Here is a 14010-nt window from a genome sequence, read left to right on the forward strand (position 1 = left end):
TTTTCATTTCAGTCAGCCTTATTGCTGGATCTGGCTCACCGAGCGCGGCGCCACCGGCTGGTTGTCGTTGGAGATGGTCACCTCCACCCGACGGTTCTGCGCACGCCCCGAGTTGCTCGAGTTGTCCGCCACCGGGTACTCCTTGCCGTAACCCTGGGCGACGATCCGCGCAGGGTCCACGCCGGCCCGCACCAGCGCCATGCGCACGGCAGCAGCGCGGCGTTCCGAGAGGGTCTGGTTGTAGTTGGCCGAACCTACACTGTCGGTGTAACCCTCGACGATCACCTTGCGCTCAGCGTTCTCCTGGAGGAACTGGGCCAGTTTGGTGACGTTGGGCAAGGCGCTGCTCTTGAGCTCGGCCTTGTTGAAGTCGAACAGCACGTCGCCGAAGGTGACCAGGGTGCCGCGGTCGGTCTGCTTGGCGTTGAGGCTGTCCTGCAGCTTGGCGATCTGCGCATCGCGGGCATCGAGCTTGGCCTTGGCGCGCTCGGACGAGGCGTTCTTCAGCTCGTTCTCGGCAGTGCGCAGTGCGATGGTCTGCTTGGCCACTTCGATGCGCTGGTTGGTCAGGTAGGCCAGCTGATCGACCTGCTGGGTGTCCTCGCGCTCCATGAAGGCTTTGTCGGCCTTGTTCAGCGAATCCTGGGCATCCTTGGTTTCAAGCGCCGCGACCTTGCTCGACTGCGGGTCGCTCTGCAGCGCCGAGAAGTTGGTGCGGGCCGACTCCAGGTTCGGGTTCGGGTCGTGGGAACAGGCAGCGAGGCTGACACTCAGGGCCAGCAGGGCGGGAATCATGATGTGATTGCGCATGGTGTTCATCCTTTGATCGGTTGCGAAGGCTGAGGTAGGCGTGGCGCGCTCACTGAGCGCTGCGCAGGCCTTCCTGACGCACATCCTGGGCGCCCTGGCGGGCTTCCTGTACGGCCTTCTCGGCCTTGGCCGCCTGTGCCTTGCGTTCGGCGAGGCGAGCGTCCCATTCGGCCTGTTCGGCCAGGCGCTTGGCTTCGTCGTACTGCTTGTCGTGCATGGCGATTTCGGCTTGCTTGAACTTGTCCTGAGCCGCTTTCATTTCCACGGCGGCGAACTCGGTACCGCCTGCACTGACGGCGGAATTCACGGCCGATTGGGTCACGGCGTACTGCTCGCTGGGCGGATTGCCGGCACAGCCGGCCAGGACCAGGCTACTGCCCAGCGCCAACGCGGCCAGCTTGAGTCCGTGCACGTGGGGGGATGAAATTTTCGCGGTGCGGGTTTTCATGATGGTCAGCTCCATTGGATCACTCCTGAAAACGACGATATCCGTAGAAGTCCATCGCTCAATCCCTGGCCCCTGTCCGCACTAGCGCTGAACGATGCACGACGGCAGTTGTGCAGGGTTTTAGCGTGATGGCTATTGGCTCTGACTGAGGGGTTTTTTGAATGGTTCAGAAAAATTGCCAAGGCTGGGCGACTATTTCTGACTGCATGGTCAGTGGTCGTGACGGGGAACTTTCAAGGGCGACACGGGGTATTCCGGGCCATGGGGAAGCCCGGAGCAGTGGAGAGGGCTATCAATTGCCGGTGTCTTCGCCTGGGGTGCTTAGGCCATGCAAGTGGCGCCGCGAGAGGGCCAGAAAGCGCGGGGTGGAGCCGATGTCTTCGTACAGCGGGTCGCCTTGTTCGTCAGTCGAAATGACCTTCTGGCCTTGCACGTAGGGGAAACTGGCTTCCAGTTCCTCCAGCGCGGCGGCCACCAGTTCGCCAAGCAGTTCCTCGGCGGTACGTTTGGGGTACATGTCGATGAGCGCGGCCAGGCGGGCCTCGGACTCCAGGTCCAGGTGCAAGGTGTGGCCGGTGGGACTCAGGGTGCCTGCGGCATTCTGCTCCCAGTGCTGGGCGAGTTCGCGGATTTTCATGGTGACCTCTGTCGACGCCTGGAATGGCTGCATTCATCGGACTGCTCTGCTCTTACTTTAGTTTGCTTTGCCCGATCGCGGCTTGCCATGGCGCCCTGGCTGTGGGCACTCTTGGGACATGCTGTTACCTGGGCGATGCGCGGGCGAGCCGCGCCAAAGAGAGGGCCAATGACCGATATCGATGTGCGCTTGCGTGAAGATGTCCATGTGTTGGGAGAGTTGCTCGGCGAAACCATTCGCCAGCAGCACGGTGAGGCCTTCCTGCAGAAGATCGAGGACATACGCCACAGTGCCAAGGCCGACCGGCGGGGGGCCGGCGAGCAATTGAGCTCGACGCTGGCGGACCTTGCCGAGGAAGACTTGCTGCCGGTGGCGCGAGCCTTCAACCAGTTCCTCAACCTGGCGAACATGGCCGAGCAGTACCAGCTGATTCGCAGGCGCGATGCCGAGCAGGGGGAGCCCTTCGAGGCACGGGTGTTGCCCGAGCTGCTGACGCGCCTCAAGCAGGCGGGGCACAAGGACGATGCCTTGGCCCGGCAGCTGGCCAAGCTCGATATCCAGTTGGTGCTGACCGCGCACCCCACCGAGGTGGCTCGCCGCACGCTGATCCAGAAATACGACGCCATTGCCGGCCAGTTGGCAGTGCAGGACCATCGCGACCTGACGCCCACCGAGCGCCAACAGGTACGCGAGCGCTTGCGCCGGCTGATCGCCGAGGCCTGGCACACCGAAGAAATCCGCCGCACCCGGCCCACGCCGGTGGATGAAGCCAAATGGGGCTTCGCGGTCATCGAGCACTCCCTGTGGCAGGCCATCCCCAGCCACCTGCGCAAGGTCGACAAGGCGCTGTTCGAAGCCACTGGCCTGCATCTGCCGCTGGAAGCTGCGCCGATCCGCTTCGCCTCATGGATGGGCGGGGACCGCGACGGCAACCCTAACGTCACGGCTGCCGTGACCCGTGAAGTGCTGCTGCTGGCACGCTGGATGGCGGCCGACCTGTTCTTGCGTGATATCGATGCGCTGGCCGCCGAGCTGTCCATGCAGCAGGCCAGCAGCGCGCTGCGCGAACAGGTCGGCGACAGCGCCGAACCCTACCGGGCCGTGCTCAAGCAATTGCGCGACCGCTTGCGCGCCACCCGCGCCTGGGCGCACAGCGCCTTGACCAGCAGCCAGCCGGCCGGCGCCGACGTGCTGGTGGACAACCGCGACCTGATCGCCCCGCTGCAGCTGTGCTACCAGTCGTTGCATGAATGCGGCATGGGCGTCATCGCCGATGGTCCGCTGCTCGACAGCTTGCGCCGTGCGGTGACGTTCGGCCTGTTCCTCGGTCGCCTGGACGTGCGCCAGGATGCCGCCCGGCACCGTGATGCGCTGTCGGAGATCACCGATTACCTGGGGCTGGGCAGTTATGGCGACTGGGATGAAGAGCAGCGCATCGCGTTCCTGCAGACAGAGCTGAAGAACCGCCGGCCCTTGCTCCCTGCGCATTTCCAGCCCCAGGCGGACACTGCCGAAGTGCTTGCCACCTGCCGTGAAATCGCTGCCGCGCCGGGTGCCTCGCTGGGTTCCTACGTCATCTCCATGGCCGGCGCCGCCTCCGATGTGCTGGCGGTGCAACTGCTGCTCAAGGAAGCAGGGCTGACCCGGCCCATGCGCGTGGTCCCCCTGTTCGAGACCCTGGCCGACCTGGACAACGCCGGGCCGGTCATGCAGCGCTTGCTGGGCCTGCAGGGCTACCGTGCCGGCCTGCGCGGGCCGCAGGAAGTGATGATCGGTTACTCCGACTCGGCCAAGGACGCCGGCACCACCGCTGCCGCCTGGGCCCAGTACCGCGCCCAGGAAAGCCTGGTGCGCATCTGCCAGGAGCATCAGGTCGAGCTGCTGCTGTTCCATGGCCGCGGCGGCACCGTGGGCCGTGGCGGCGGTCCGGCCCACGCGGCGATCCTGTCGCAGCCACCGGGCTCGGTGGCTGGTCGATTCCGTACCACCGAGCAGGGCGAGATGATCCGCTTCAAGTTCGGCTTGCCGGGCATCGCCGAGCAGAACCTCAACCTGTACCTGGCGGCCGTGCTCGAAGCCACCCTGCTGCCACCCCCTCCGCCACAGCCGGCCTGGCGCGAGCTGATGGACCAACTCGCGGCCGACGGCCTCAAGGCCTACCGTGGCGTGGTCAGGGACAACCCGGATTTCGTCGAGTACTTCCGCCAGTCCACGCCCGAGCAGGAACTCGGGCGCCTGCCGCTGGGCAGCCGCCCGGCCAAGCGTCGCGCCGGTGGCATAGAAAGCCTGCGGGCGATTCCGTGGATCTTCGGCTGGACCCAGACCCGCCTGATGCTGCCCGCCTGGCTGGGCTGGGAAACGGCACTGAGCAATGCCCTGGCACGCGGGCAGGGCGAGCTGCTGACGCAGATGCGCGAACAATGGCCGTTCTTCCGCACCCGCATCGACATGCTGGAGATGGTCCTGGCCAAAGCCGATGCCCAGATCGCCGAGGCCTACGACCAACGTCTAGTGCAACCGGACTTGCTTCCTTTAGGTGTGCACCTGCGCGACCTATTGTCGCAGTCCTGCCAGGTGGTGCTGGGCCTGACCGGGCAGCCGGTGCTACTGGCGCACAGCCCCGAGACCCTGGAATTCATCAGCCTGCGCAACACCTACCTGGACCCGCTGCACCGCTTGCAGGCCGAGTTGCTGGCGCGTTCGCGCAGCCGTGAAGCCGCTCTGGACAGCCCGCTGGAGCAGGCCTTGCTGGTGACCGTTGCGGGCATTGCGGCGGGTCTTCGCAACACCGGCTAAGAGCATGCAGGCATGCCACGGTCCTGGTGCATAGCCTGGGCCAGGGCAGGGTGAAGAGGGTGGTTGCGACGGGCGCAACCACCCGCAACCGAGGTTGCCGATGGCACATTCCTGCAACTTTGTGGCGCTTGTCTGGCTGCCGAGCGCTGTGTATCTTGAGCAGCCTTCTGACCGATTTATGGTCATACCCGATTTTCCGGACTTGGCCCTGATTGCCGAATCCATTGAATTTCATACAAAAATTTGAGGAGCACGAGATGCGCGTAATTCTGCTGGGAGCTCCCGGGGCCGGTAAAGGTACTCAGGCAAAGTTCATCACCGAGAAGTTCGGTATTCCACAGATCTCCACCGGTGACATGCTGCGTGCCGCCGTCAAGGCAGGCACCCCGCTGGGCCTGGAACTGAAGAAAGTCATGGATGCTGGCCAGTTGGTCTCCGACGAGCTGATCATCAGCCTGGTCAAGGAGCGCATCGCTCAGCCTGATTGCGCCAATGGCTGCCTGTTCGACGGCTTCCCGCGGACCATCCCGCAAGCCGAAGCCATGGTCGCGGCCGGTGTCGATATCGATGCCGTGGTCGAAATCGCCGTCGACGACGAAGAAATCGTCGGCCGCATGGCAGGCCGTCGCGTGCACCTGGCCTCGGGCCGCACCTACCACATTCAGTACAACCCGCCGAAAGTGGAAGGCAAGGACGACGTCACTGGCGAAGAACTGATCCAGCGCGATGACGACAAGGAAGAAACCGTGCGTCATCGCCTGTCGGTCTACCACAGCCAGACCAAGCCGCTGGTGGACTTCTACCAGAAGCTCTCGGCCGCCAACGCTGGCAAGCCGAAGTACAGCCACATCGAAGGCGTCGGCTCGGTCGAAGCGATCACCGGCAAGGTCCTGGCAGCCCTGAGCTGATCCAGCACCGCGCTTTACAACGGCCCGCTTGCGGGCCGTTGTCGTTTAGGGGCCGCACAGCGGCCCCTTGACGACACAACGCCGCGCCTCCTCTATACTGCCGCTCTTTTCCCTCTGCACCTGGATACCCGTTCGATGACCACCCTGCTGGCCCTGGATACCGCCACCGAAGCCTGTTCCGTTGCGCTGCTGCATGATGGCAAGGTAACCAGCCATTACGAGGTGATCCCGCGCATGCACGCGCAGAAGCTGCTGCCGATGATCAAGCAGCTGCTGGGCGATTCCGGTGTGGCATTGAACGCCCTCGACGCCATCGCGTTCGGCCGTGGCCCGGGCGCTTTCACCGGCGTGCGCATTGCCATCGGTGTGGTGCAGGGCCTGGCCTTTGCCCTGGAGCGCCCGGTGCTGCCAGTGTCCAACCTGGCCGCGCTGGCCCAGGGTGCGCTGCGCGAGCATGGCGCGCAGCAGGTGGCAGCGGCCATCGATGCGCGCATGGATGAGGTCTACTGGGGGTGCTACAAGGAAGAGGCCGGCGAAATGCGCCTGCAAGGCCTGGAGGCGGTGCTGCCGCCGGAGCGCGTGGCCTTGCCGCAAGGCTGCAGCGGCGACTGGTACGGCGCGGGCACCGGTTGGGGCTACGCCGAGCGCCTGGCCGTGCAGGTCAGTGCCAGCAACCCGGCGGCGCTGCCCAATGCCTTGGACATCCTGAGCCTGGCCCGCTTCGCCTGGGCACGCGGCGAGGCCATCCCTGCCGAACAGGCGCAACCGGTCTACCTGCGCGATAATGTAGCCACGCCCAAGGCACGCTGAGTGCTGTTCGTCGGTTATCGCGGTTGTCGATAAACCTTTGGCGTGATCTGTGGTCCAGTTATCACTCGAGCATTAGCGATGGAACTCTGATGCTGCTAAATTGCCATCATCGGTTCTGAGTGCTCACACCATGCGTATCGACGGTTTCTCATCGCAGTCCTACCCGGTCAAGCGCGCACCGCGCAAAGCAGGGGTGCGCGATCAAGCCATCGACGATGCCGAACTGATCGAAGAGCGCGAAGTCGCTCAGGAATCCGCGCCGCGCCTGCGTGGTGCTGGCCTGCCGGCCCGCCAGCAGGACATGGTCTTCCCCCGCGCCCGCGACCGCCGCACGGCTACGGCGCTGGCCAGCTACCTCAGCACCGCCGGTTTTACCGATTGGGACATGGAAGTACTGGGGCTCGACCTGTACATTTGAGGGATGAGTTCATCCCCCCTGCCTTATTTCCTTGGTTGTCCGTCGTGGAGCGAAAACGCCTGGCGCGACTACCTGTATCCCGCCGATGCCAGCAGCGGTGAAATGCTTGGCTTCTACAGCCAGGTGTTCAACGCCGTCGAGGGCAACACCACCTTCTATGCCCGTCCCGCCCCCGGCACCCTCGCGCGCTGGGCGCAGGTCATGCCCGCACACTTTCGCTTCACTGCCAAGTTTCCCAGGGATATCAGCCATGAGGGAGACCTGCGTGATCAACTCGAGCCTGCTTTCGAATTCACCCGCCTGATGGCCCCCTTGGGCCAGCGAGTGTCGCCGTACTGGCTGCAGCTGTCGGCCCAGTTCGGGCCGGCGCGGTTAGGCGAGCTCGGCTACTTTCTCGACGAGATCGGCGTGCCGGTGGCCGTGGAAGTGCGCAATCAGGCCTTCTTCGCCAAAGGCGAGGAGGAGCGGCTGCTCAACCGTCTGCTGCATGAGCGTGGCGTCGAGCGCATCTGCCTCGACCCACGTGCGCTGTTCAGCTGCACCTCGCGCGATCCCGCCGTGCTTCACGCGCAGTCGAAGAAACCCAAGGTTCCGCCACGGCCTGCCGCCTTCAGTCAGCATCCGCAGGTGCGCTTCATCGGCCATCCCGAGCTTGAGGCCAACGAAACCTTTCTCACACCCTGGGTGGACAAGATCGCGGCCTGGATCGAGGAAGGACGCAGCCCTTATGTGTTCCTGCACACCTCCGATAACCGCCTGGCCGCCGCACTGGCCCAGCGTTTCCACCAGCGGCTGATGGCGCGCCTGCCGGGCCTTGCCGCTTTGCCGGAATTGCCGCGCGCCCCCGAGGTCGAACAACTGGGACTACTCTGACCATTCCCCGACCAGCCGGAGGTTGTGACCATGGATGTACAAACCCTGCGTGCCGAAGCCTTCAAGGCGCTGCACGAGCGTGATGGCGCCTTCGTCATCCCCAACCCTTGGGACGCCGGCTCTGCCAAGCTCCTGGCCAGCCTGGGCTTCGAGGCGCTGGCCACGACCAGTGCCGGGCTTGCCTTCAGCCTCGGGCGGCCGGATGCCGAGGGCGCCTTGAGCCTGGACGAGACGCTCGACAACGCCGGGCTCATCGTCGACGCCACCGCCTTGCCGGTCGCCGCCGACCTGGAAAATGGCTTTGGCGACCTGCCCGAAGACTGTGCCCAGACCATTCTGCGGGCCGCGGAAACGGGCCTGGTGGGCGGCTCGATCGAAGATGCCAGTGGCCGTAGTGACGCGCCAATCTATGACTTCGGCCTGGCCGTGGAGCGGGTGCGTGCCGCCGTGCAGGCCGCGCGCAGCCTGCCATTCCCGTTCACCCTCTGCGCCCGTGCGGAAAACCTGCTGCACGGGCGCATGGACCTGGACGACACCATTTTGCGCCTGCAGGCCTATGCCGAGGCGGGGGCCGATGTGCTGTATGCGCCGGGACTGCGCAGCGTCGATGAGATTCGCGCGGTGGTGCAGGCGGTGGCGCCGAAGCCGGTGAACGTGCTGATGGGGCTGGCGGGTGTGCCACTGAGCGTCAACCAGCTGCAGGACCTGGGTGTGCGCCGTATCAGCGTGGGCTCGTCGTTGGCCCGTGCGGCGCTGGGGGCGTTCCAGCGTGCGGCCCTGGAGATCCGTGATCAGGGTACGTTCAGTTACGGGGAGCAGGCATTGCCCTTCGCCCAGCTCAACGATCTGTTCCGTCGCTGAGGGGGCGTGCGCGCGCTGGCCTGGCTGTGCGGCCTGCTGCTCGCGGCGGGCCTGGCCTGGCTATACGGCTGGCGCCTGCCGGACGCCTGGAACCCCTGGGCGGCGCTGGACGTCCGCCAACCGCCCAACCTGTTGACGCCCTACAAGCTGGCCCGTTTGCGCAAGGACCCAGGCTTGTGCCGACAGGCGCTTGAGACTACACGCCTGCGCTACAGGGCGCAGGCCGACAGCCCAGCAGCGGCCAACTGCCCGCTGCAGAACGTATGGCGTATCGAACAAGGACAGGCGCGACTGAGCAGCAGTTTCCTCGCCAGCTGCCCGCTGGCGGTGGCTTATGCGCTGTTCGAAGAGCACGGCCTGCAACCTGTAGCGCAACAGGTCTTTGGCCAGGCCGTGACGCAGGTCGATCATCTGGGTAGCTTTGCTTGCCGCAACGTCTACCACCGCAAGCAGGGCCGGCTGAGCCAGCACGCCACAGCCAATGCCCTGGATATCAGCGGTTTTCGCTTGCAGGACGGCCAGCGCATCGTGCTGGCGCGCGACTGGCAGGCGGGCGGGCAGAAGGCGCAGTTCCTGCGCCAGGTTCAGCAGGCCGCGTGCGAAAGCTTCAGTACGGTGCTGGGCCCGGACTACAATGCCGCCCACCACAACCACTTTCACCTGGACATGGGGCGCTGGCAGGTCTGCCGCTGATCTCAGGCGTGGACGCGAATGTTGTTCAGCACCACCGGGCGTGCCCAATGGATGTCGAATTCCAGGTCGTTCTGCTGCCGGGCCAGGGCCGTTTCGGCGTAGGGTTCCGGCGCCGGGTCGAGCAGGTCCATCTCGAATTCGGCAATCGGCAGGTGCAGTGGGCGCGGTGAGGGTGCGGGGCCTGGCTGCGGGAGAGGGTGGCCTTGGCTCATGACCACCGGGCGCAGCCAGGTGTTGCTGATGTCGAGCTGGCGCTGCTGCTGGATCATCTCGGCGGTGCTGAACGGCTCGGGCGCCGGCTCCAGCAAGTTGGCCTCAAGCTCTGCCTTGGGCAGGAACAGCGGTTCGGGCGGTGCGACGACGGTGTCGTGCACGGGGCAGGCGCGCTGGGCGTCGATCAGGGCCAGGGCCTTGGCCCCGCCGATCGGCTCTGCGCTGTCCTTGTCGTACTGCACCAGCGCCTGGCTGACGCTATCGGGCTCTTGCGCTTGCTGCTCGGCCATGGCGCGGGCGAAGAAATCCTGCCACAGGTGACTGACGCCCCCGAGTGCCTGGGTATTCTGCCGACCGTAGTTGCCGACGGGCGACAGGTAGGTCAAGCCGATGGGAAGAGTATCTGTCATGGCAGTCGCGCGCGTTGTGCTCTGGCAGAATAGCGGGATATTGCCTGTATCGGCCGATGCTGCCGATTCATTAATGGCTTGGTTTGATTTTTCAGGTGTGGACGATGGAAGAGCAAGGTACGGGTATCAGGGTCGAAGCGATGGCGGCTGAGTATGCGCAACAGGCCACGGTATGGGCCGAGCGCCTGGGCCTGCCGCTGCAGGACGATGCCGCCGGCTTCGCCGTGCAGGTGGGCGCTGAAGGCTTGCAGATCCAGCAGCTGGGCCCGCAGGCGCCCGGGCCGGTGCGCGTGGACTTCGTCGAAGGCCAGGCAGCGCACCGGCGCCAGTTTGGCGGTGGCAACGGGCAGATGATCGCCAAGGCCGTGGGCATTTCCCAAGGTGTACGGCCGCAGGTGCTCGATGCCACGGCAGGGTTGGGCAAGGATGCGTTCGTGCTGGCCAGCCTGGGTTGCCAGATGACCCTGATCGAACGCCAGCCGCTGATCGCTGCATTGCTGGAGGACGGCCTGGCGCGAGCCCGGTCGGATGCAGAGGTGGGGCCTATCGTCGGACGCATGCGCCTGCTGACCGGCAACGCCATCGAGCGCATGCGCGCCTGGGAAGGGGAGGCGCCGCAGGTGATCTACCTCGACCCCATGTTCCCGCACCGTGACAAGAGTGCGCTGGTGAAGAAGGAAATGCGCGTGTTCCGGCCGCTGGTCGGTGATGACCTGGATGCGCCCGCGTTGCTCGAAGCGGCCCTTGCGCTGGCCAGCCACCGGGTGGTGGTGAAGCGGCCGCGCAAGGCGCCGATCATTGACGGGCCGAAGCCGAGCCATAGCCTGGAAGGCAAGTCGAGCCGCTATGACATTTATCCGAAGAAGGCGTTGAGGGGTTGAGCGGCCTCAACTAGGGCGGTTAGCGTGGTCATTGTAGGAAATCGCCCAGCTATTTCGGCTGCGCTGCCGCGTAGAAAACAACGCCTGTGAGCGCACCGTTGACTCTGAGCGAGTGGGTTGTGTGCGCCGAAAGTCCGCTTCTACCAAGAGTGCGATCGTGTACTGAACAGTACACGTTAGACAAACTTGACCTGTTAAATCTGCTAGTAGTCATTGGGGGGGGCGGCGCGTATATATGAATACTCACATTCGTATTGGAGTTGGATTATGTCGAACCATGCCGCTCACCATGCCAGGAAAAATTCCCTCAAGCGTTTTTACTGCAAAGGATTTTTGTCAACTGAGATCAATGGCCAGTCCAGCTGGAGTATCCTCCAGGCTGACGGCCATTTCTTGGCACAAAAAAAACAAGATACTTCGAGCTTGTCCAGCACATTCGTAACATGCGACCAACAAAGGTCAGTATTGTCGATGTATGACGGTGATCGCTTGGGGGGACAGGCTTACTCACCTTACGGGCATCACTCTCGTGCTGACGGTTTGCTGTCGTTGCTTGCCTTCAATGGCGAACGGCCGGATGAGGTGACTGGGCATTATCACTTGGGGAAAGGCTATAGACAGTTTAACCCGGTCATGATGCGGTTCTGCAGTCCGGACAGTTGGAGTCCGTTTGGTGCCGGAGGGTTGAATGCATATTCTTATTGCGCAGGAGACCCCACTAATCGTAATGACCCGACAGGACACTTCTGGGGTATAGGGAAATTCGCCAGGAGAGTTTTCGGTATGAAGCCGAAGGCGCCGAAAGTTGCACCTGTCAGTCCAGCGGCGAAGATAACCACGATTCCAGATAGTCGCGCTGGCAGCGCATCGCCAAAGGGTGTAGTGACGGGTGGTGATGCCATTCCACTTGAGAAGTTGTTCACCGATTATGAAATTGCTGAGCAGTATCAATTGTTTGAGCAGATTGGGGTGTCCAGAAACTTGCCCTTAGCAAAAAATAATAGATATATGCAGTCGCATGGGTCATCCAAGGATGTCCAAGCCGCACAACGATATGGGGAATCTTTGAATAAACAACGGAATTTGGTAAATGAACATGCCCGTGCGCTAACGCTTGACAAGCTAACGCATGAGTTGGATGCAGTTAACAAGCGAATGTTGGGCGCGGGATCATCAAAAGATTTGATGATCCAGGACGTCTTGGTCGCCGAAGTTAGGCGGCGCGTCGGCTAAACGCCATAGATTAGAATCAAAGGATTCACTCTGCCCTTTGCAGGCATGCGCTCAAAGGGCAGAGACTGGCAGGTTAACCTAAATCAGCTTTGTAAGCTGTCTAGGGTTGGAACGCCCGCACAAATACCCCCACCACTTCCCGCACATGCGCCTCGGCCTCATCCCCTTCCAGCGGCCCCGCACACCCCAACAGCAAGCGATAATCCGGCGCGCCCTTGACCAGGCAGAAGAAGTGCTCCGCCGCGCGCAACGGATTGTCGATGCGCAGCAGCCCGCGCTCATCCACTCCGCGCAACAGCGCCTCCATCCCCGTCAGCACACGCTTGGGCCCGGCCTCGTAGAAGAATTCGCCAAAGCTCGGATCCTGACTGCCCTGGGCCATGATCAAGCGGCTCAGCTTGACTGCCTCGTCACTGCTGATCAGTGCCTGGAAGCCCCGGGCGATAGTCAGCAGCACATCCTCCACCGCCGCGCCTTCGGGGTACTCGAAGATCAGGTCAGGCAGCTGGTTCTGGCAGGTCGCCATGACCGCCGAGCCGAACAATGTCTGCTTGTCGTTGAAGTGGCTGTAGACGGTGAGCTTCGAAACACCTGCCGCCGCAGCGACCGCATCCATGCTGGTGTTGGCATAGCCAAGGCTGAGGAACAGTGTCTTGGCGGCCTCGAGGATTGCCTCGCGCTTGGCCAGGTCCTTGGGCCGGCCTGGGCCGATGGGTGCGTCGTTGGGCATTGGAGTCCGCATCTGGTGGAAGGGGCGCACATCTTACCGGCTAAGAGGGCTTGCGGCTGTAGCGGCGCGACCAATCGTTGATGTTGATTTTCTTTCCGACGCTGGCTTCCCGGCCTCGGTTCCCTGATTTAATATACTCATCAGTATAAATATTCAATGCGCCCGTCGCGAAAGGATTCATCATGTTGCGTCATGCCTTGTCCCTCGCTTTGCCCGCCGCTGCGGTGCTGCTCCTTGCGGCCTGCGGGCAGGAAGCCGCTGCGCCCACCGCGCCGCGCCCAGCCCTGGTGGTCCAGCCGCAGCCGGCCGAAGCGGCTGCCGACAGTTACCCCGGTGAAGTGCGTGCGCGCTTCGAGCCGGAGCTGGCCTTCCGCATCGGCGGCAAGGTGAGCAAACGGCTGGTCGAGGAGGGGCAACGGGTCAAGGCCGATCAGCCACTGGCCGAGCTCGACCCTCAGGACGTGCGCCTGCAACTGGAAGCCAACCGCGCCCAGATGGCTGCCGCCGAAGCCAACCTGTCGCTGGTGCGCGCCGAGCGTGACCGCTACCAGAAGCTGCTGGCGCGGCAGATGGTCAGCCACTCGCAATACGACAATGCCGAAAACCTCTATCGCGCTGGCCTGGCTCGCCTGAAGCAGGCCAAGGCGGAGTTCGACGTGGCCGGCAACCAGGCTGAATATGCCGTGTTGCGCGCGCCGCAGGCCGGGGTCATCGCCAAGCGTCAGGTCGAGGTCGGCCAGGTGGTCGCCGCCGGGCAAACGGTGTTCACCCTGGCCGCCGATGGCGAGCGCGAGGTTGCCATTGGCCTGCCGGAACAGCAGTTCGCCCGCTTCGCCGTGGGCCAGCAGGTGAGTGTCGAACTGTGGTCGCACCCCAACCAGCGGTTCGAGGGGCGTATCCGTGAGTTGTCGCCTGCTGCCGACCCGCGTTCGCGTACCTTCGCCGCGCGCATTGCCTTCACTTCGACCAAGGCGCCAGCCGAGCTCGGCCAGAGTGCCCGGGTGTTCATCGCCCATGACGGGGTGATCCCGTTGGCGGTGCCGTTGTCGGCGGTGACGGCCGAGAACGGCCAGGCCTATGTCTGGCGGGTCAATCAGGACAGCCGTCTGGAGCGTGCCGCGGTGCGCCTCGGCGCGTATGGCGCAGAGAGCGTGCCGGTGCTCGACGGCCTCAAGCCTGGCGACTGGGTCGTCGCCGCGGGTGGCCATGTGCTGCATGAGGGGCAACAGGTGCGCCCCGTGGATCGCACCAACCGTGTAGTGAACCTGACGGCCAAGGAGTAAGTCCCG

16 protein-coding genes are annotated in these 14010 nt (G+C 63.9%); 10 read left to right on the plus strand and 6 right to left on the minus strand.

Annotation, left to right across the window (positions count from 1 at the left end):
• Positions 1 to 18: 18 nt before the first annotated feature.
• The 3 genes from ACIPZG_RS01870 to ACIPZG_RS01880 form a co-directional block, all read right to left on the minus strand.
• Entirely contained in the window at positions 19 to 810 is a 792-nt protein-coding gene (locus ACIPZG_RS01870) for an OmpA family protein (RefSeq protein ID WP_400709624.1), read from the minus strand.
• A gap of 49 nt (positions 811 to 859) precedes the next feature.
• Entirely contained in the window at positions 860 to 1273 is a 414-nt protein-coding gene (locus ACIPZG_RS01875; protein ID WP_400639223.1) for a DUF4398 domain-containing protein, read from the minus strand.
• A 277-nt stretch (positions 1274 to 1550) separates the two neighbouring features.
• Complete coding sequence (locus ACIPZG_RS01880) at positions 1551 to 1895, minus strand: pilin assembly protein (protein WP_400709627.1); 345 nt, start codon at positions 1893 to 1895, stop codon at positions 1551 to 1553.
• A gap of 168 nt (positions 1896 to 2063) precedes the next feature.
• On the opposite strand from ACIPZG_RS01880, the gene ppc reads away from it, so the two are divergent.
• The 7 genes from ppc to ACIPZG_RS01915 all read left to right on the plus strand — a co-directional run bounded on the left by ppc (position 2064) and on the right by ACIPZG_RS01915 (position 9254).
• Positions 2064 to 4691 carry a phosphoenolpyruvate carboxylase gene (gene ppc / locus ACIPZG_RS01885; RefSeq protein WP_400709629.1) on the plus strand — a complete coding sequence of 876 codons (2628 nt, stop codon included), beginning with the start codon at positions 2064 to 2066 and terminating at the stop codon, positions 4689 to 4691.
• A 257-nt stretch (positions 4692 to 4948) separates the two neighbouring features.
• Entirely contained in the window at positions 4949 to 5599 is a 651-nt protein-coding gene (gene adk / locus ACIPZG_RS01890) for an adenylate kinase (RefSeq protein WP_400709632.1), read from the plus strand.
• 135 nt (positions 5600 to 5734) lie between these two features.
• On the plus strand, positions 5735 to 6409 hold the full coding sequence (gene tsaB, locus ACIPZG_RS01895) for a tRNA (adenosine(37)-N6)-threonylcarbamoyltransferase complex dimerization subunit type 1 TsaB (protein ID WP_400709635.1): 675 nt from the start codon (positions 5735 to 5737) through the stop codon (positions 6407 to 6409).
• Between the two features lie 130 nt (positions 6410 to 6539).
• Complete coding sequence (locus ACIPZG_RS01900; RefSeq protein ID WP_400709638.1) at positions 6540 to 6827, plus strand: hypothetical protein; 288 nt, start codon at positions 6540 to 6542, stop codon at positions 6825 to 6827.
• A gap of 3 nt (positions 6828 to 6830) precedes the next feature.
• The gene (locus ACIPZG_RS01905; protein ID WP_400709640.1) at positions 6831 to 7700 is read left to right on the plus strand and encodes a DUF72 domain-containing protein; all 870 of its coding nucleotides are present in this window, start codon (positions 6831 to 6833) and stop codon (positions 7698 to 7700) included.
• A 30-nt stretch (positions 7701 to 7730) separates the two neighbouring features.
• Positions 7731 to 8561 carry an oxaloacetate decarboxylase gene (locus tag ACIPZG_RS01910; protein WP_400709643.1) on the plus strand — a complete coding sequence of 277 codons (831 nt, stop codon included), beginning with the start codon at positions 7731 to 7733 and terminating at the stop codon, positions 8559 to 8561.
• Positions 8562 to 8567: 6 nt separating this feature from the next.
• Complete coding sequence (locus tag ACIPZG_RS01915) at positions 8568 to 9254, plus strand: extensin family protein (protein ID WP_400709650.1); 687 nt, start codon at positions 8568 to 8570, stop codon at positions 9252 to 9254.
• A 2-nt stretch (positions 9255 to 9256) separates the two neighbouring features.
• On the opposite strand, the gene ACIPZG_RS01920 is transcribed toward ACIPZG_RS01915, so the two are convergent.
• Entirely contained in the window at positions 9257 to 9877 is a 621-nt protein-coding gene (locus ACIPZG_RS01920; protein ID WP_400709653.1) for an energy transducer TonB, read from the minus strand.
• A 104-nt stretch (positions 9878 to 9981) separates the two neighbouring features.
• Between ACIPZG_RS01920 and ACIPZG_RS01925 the strand changes: the two genes are divergently transcribed.
• Positions 9982 to 10758, plus strand: coding sequence for a class I SAM-dependent methyltransferase (locus ACIPZG_RS01925; RefSeq protein ID WP_400709656.1), 777 nt, complete (start codon positions 9982 to 9984; stop codon positions 10756 to 10758).
• A 267-nt stretch (positions 10759 to 11025) separates the two neighbouring features.
• Positions 11026 to 11991: an RHS repeat-associated core domain-containing protein gene (locus tag ACIPZG_RS01930; RefSeq protein WP_400709659.1), complete on the plus strand. Its 966-nt coding sequence runs from the start codon at positions 11026 to 11028 to the stop codon at positions 11989 to 11991.
• Between the two features lie 100 nt (positions 11992 to 12091).
• Here ACIPZG_RS01930 and ACIPZG_RS01935 read toward each other — a convergent pair whose 3' ends face one another.
• Positions 12092 to 12733, minus strand: coding sequence for a TetR/AcrR family transcriptional regulator (locus ACIPZG_RS01935; RefSeq protein ID WP_400710858.1), 642 nt, complete (start codon positions 12731 to 12733; stop codon positions 12092 to 12094).
• A 28-nt stretch (positions 12734 to 12761) separates the two neighbouring features.
• Positions 12762 to 12905 (minus strand): hypothetical protein, encoded by a 144-nt coding sequence (locus ACIPZG_RS01940; RefSeq protein WP_400709662.1) that lies wholly within the window; start codon positions 12903 to 12905, stop codon positions 12762 to 12764.
• Between ACIPZG_RS01940 and ACIPZG_RS01945 the strand changes: the two genes are divergently transcribed.
• A complete protein-coding gene (locus ACIPZG_RS01945) occupies positions 12904 to 14004 on the plus strand; it encodes an efflux RND transporter periplasmic adaptor subunit (protein WP_400709665.1) in 1101 nt (366 codons plus the stop codon). The two genes, ACIPZG_RS01940 and ACIPZG_RS01945, sit on opposite strands and share 2 nt — an antisense overlap.
• Positions 14005 to 14010 lie beyond the last annotated feature (6 nt).

The organism is Pseudomonas sp. NPDC089395, assembly GCF_044749525.1.
GTDB lineage: Bacteria > Pseudomonadota > Gammaproteobacteria > Pseudomonadales > Pseudomonadaceae > Aquipseudomonas.

Bases quoted from the DNA above. Each gene is read 5' to 3' on its own strand.
- ACIPZG_RS01870 (WP_400709624.1), bottom strand. From the start codon at position 810: ATGCGCAATCACATCATGATTCCCGCCCTGCTGGCCCTGAGTGTCAGC.
- ACIPZG_RS01875 (WP_400639223.1), bottom strand. From the start codon at position 1,273: ATGGAGCTGACCATCATGAAAACCCGCACCGCGAAAATTTCATCCCCC.
- ACIPZG_RS01880 (WP_400709627.1), bottom strand. From the start codon at position 1,895: ATGAAAATCCGCGAACTCGCCCAGCACTGGGAGCAGAATGCCGCAGGC.
- ppc (WP_400709629.1), top strand. From the start codon at position 2,064: ATGACCGATATCGATGTGCGCTTGCGTGAAGATGTCCATGTGTTGGGA.
- adk (WP_400709632.1), top strand. From the start codon at position 4,949: ATGCGCGTAATTCTGCTGGGAGCTCCCGGGGCCGGTAAAGGTACTCAG.
- tsaB (WP_400709635.1), top strand. From the start codon at position 5,735: ATGACCACCCTGCTGGCCCTGGATACCGCCACCGAAGCCTGTTCCGTT.
- ACIPZG_RS01900 (WP_400709638.1), top strand. From the start codon at position 6,540: ATGCGTATCGACGGTTTCTCATCGCAGTCCTACCCGGTCAAGCGCGCA.
- ACIPZG_RS01905 (WP_400709640.1), top strand. From the start codon at position 6,831: ATGAGTTCATCCCCCCTGCCTTATTTCCTTGGTTGTCCGTCGTGGAGC.
- ACIPZG_RS01910 (WP_400709643.1), top strand. From the start codon at position 7,731: ATGGATGTACAAACCCTGCGTGCCGAAGCCTTCAAGGCGCTGCACGAG.
- ACIPZG_RS01920 (WP_400709653.1), bottom strand. From the start codon at position 9,877: ATGACAGATACTCTTCCCATCGGCTTGACCTACCTGTCGCCCGTCGGC.
- ACIPZG_RS01925 (WP_400709656.1), top strand. From the start codon at position 9,982: ATGGAAGAGCAAGGTACGGGTATCAGGGTCGAAGCGATGGCGGCTGAG.
- ACIPZG_RS01930 (WP_400709659.1), top strand. From the start codon at position 11,026: ATGTCGAACCATGCCGCTCACCATGCCAGGAAAAATTCCCTCAAGCGT.
- ACIPZG_RS01935 (WP_400710858.1), bottom strand. From the start codon at position 12,733: ATGCGGACTCCAATGCCCAACGACGCACCCATCGGCCCAGGCCGGCCC.
- ACIPZG_RS01945 (WP_400709665.1), top strand. From the start codon at position 12,904: ATGTTGCGTCATGCCTTGTCCCTCGCTTTGCCCGCCGCTGCGGTGCTG.
- ACIPZG_RS01940 (WP_400709662.1), bottom strand. From the start codon at position 12,905: ATGATGAATCCTTTCGCGACGGGCGCATTGAATATTTATACTGATGAG.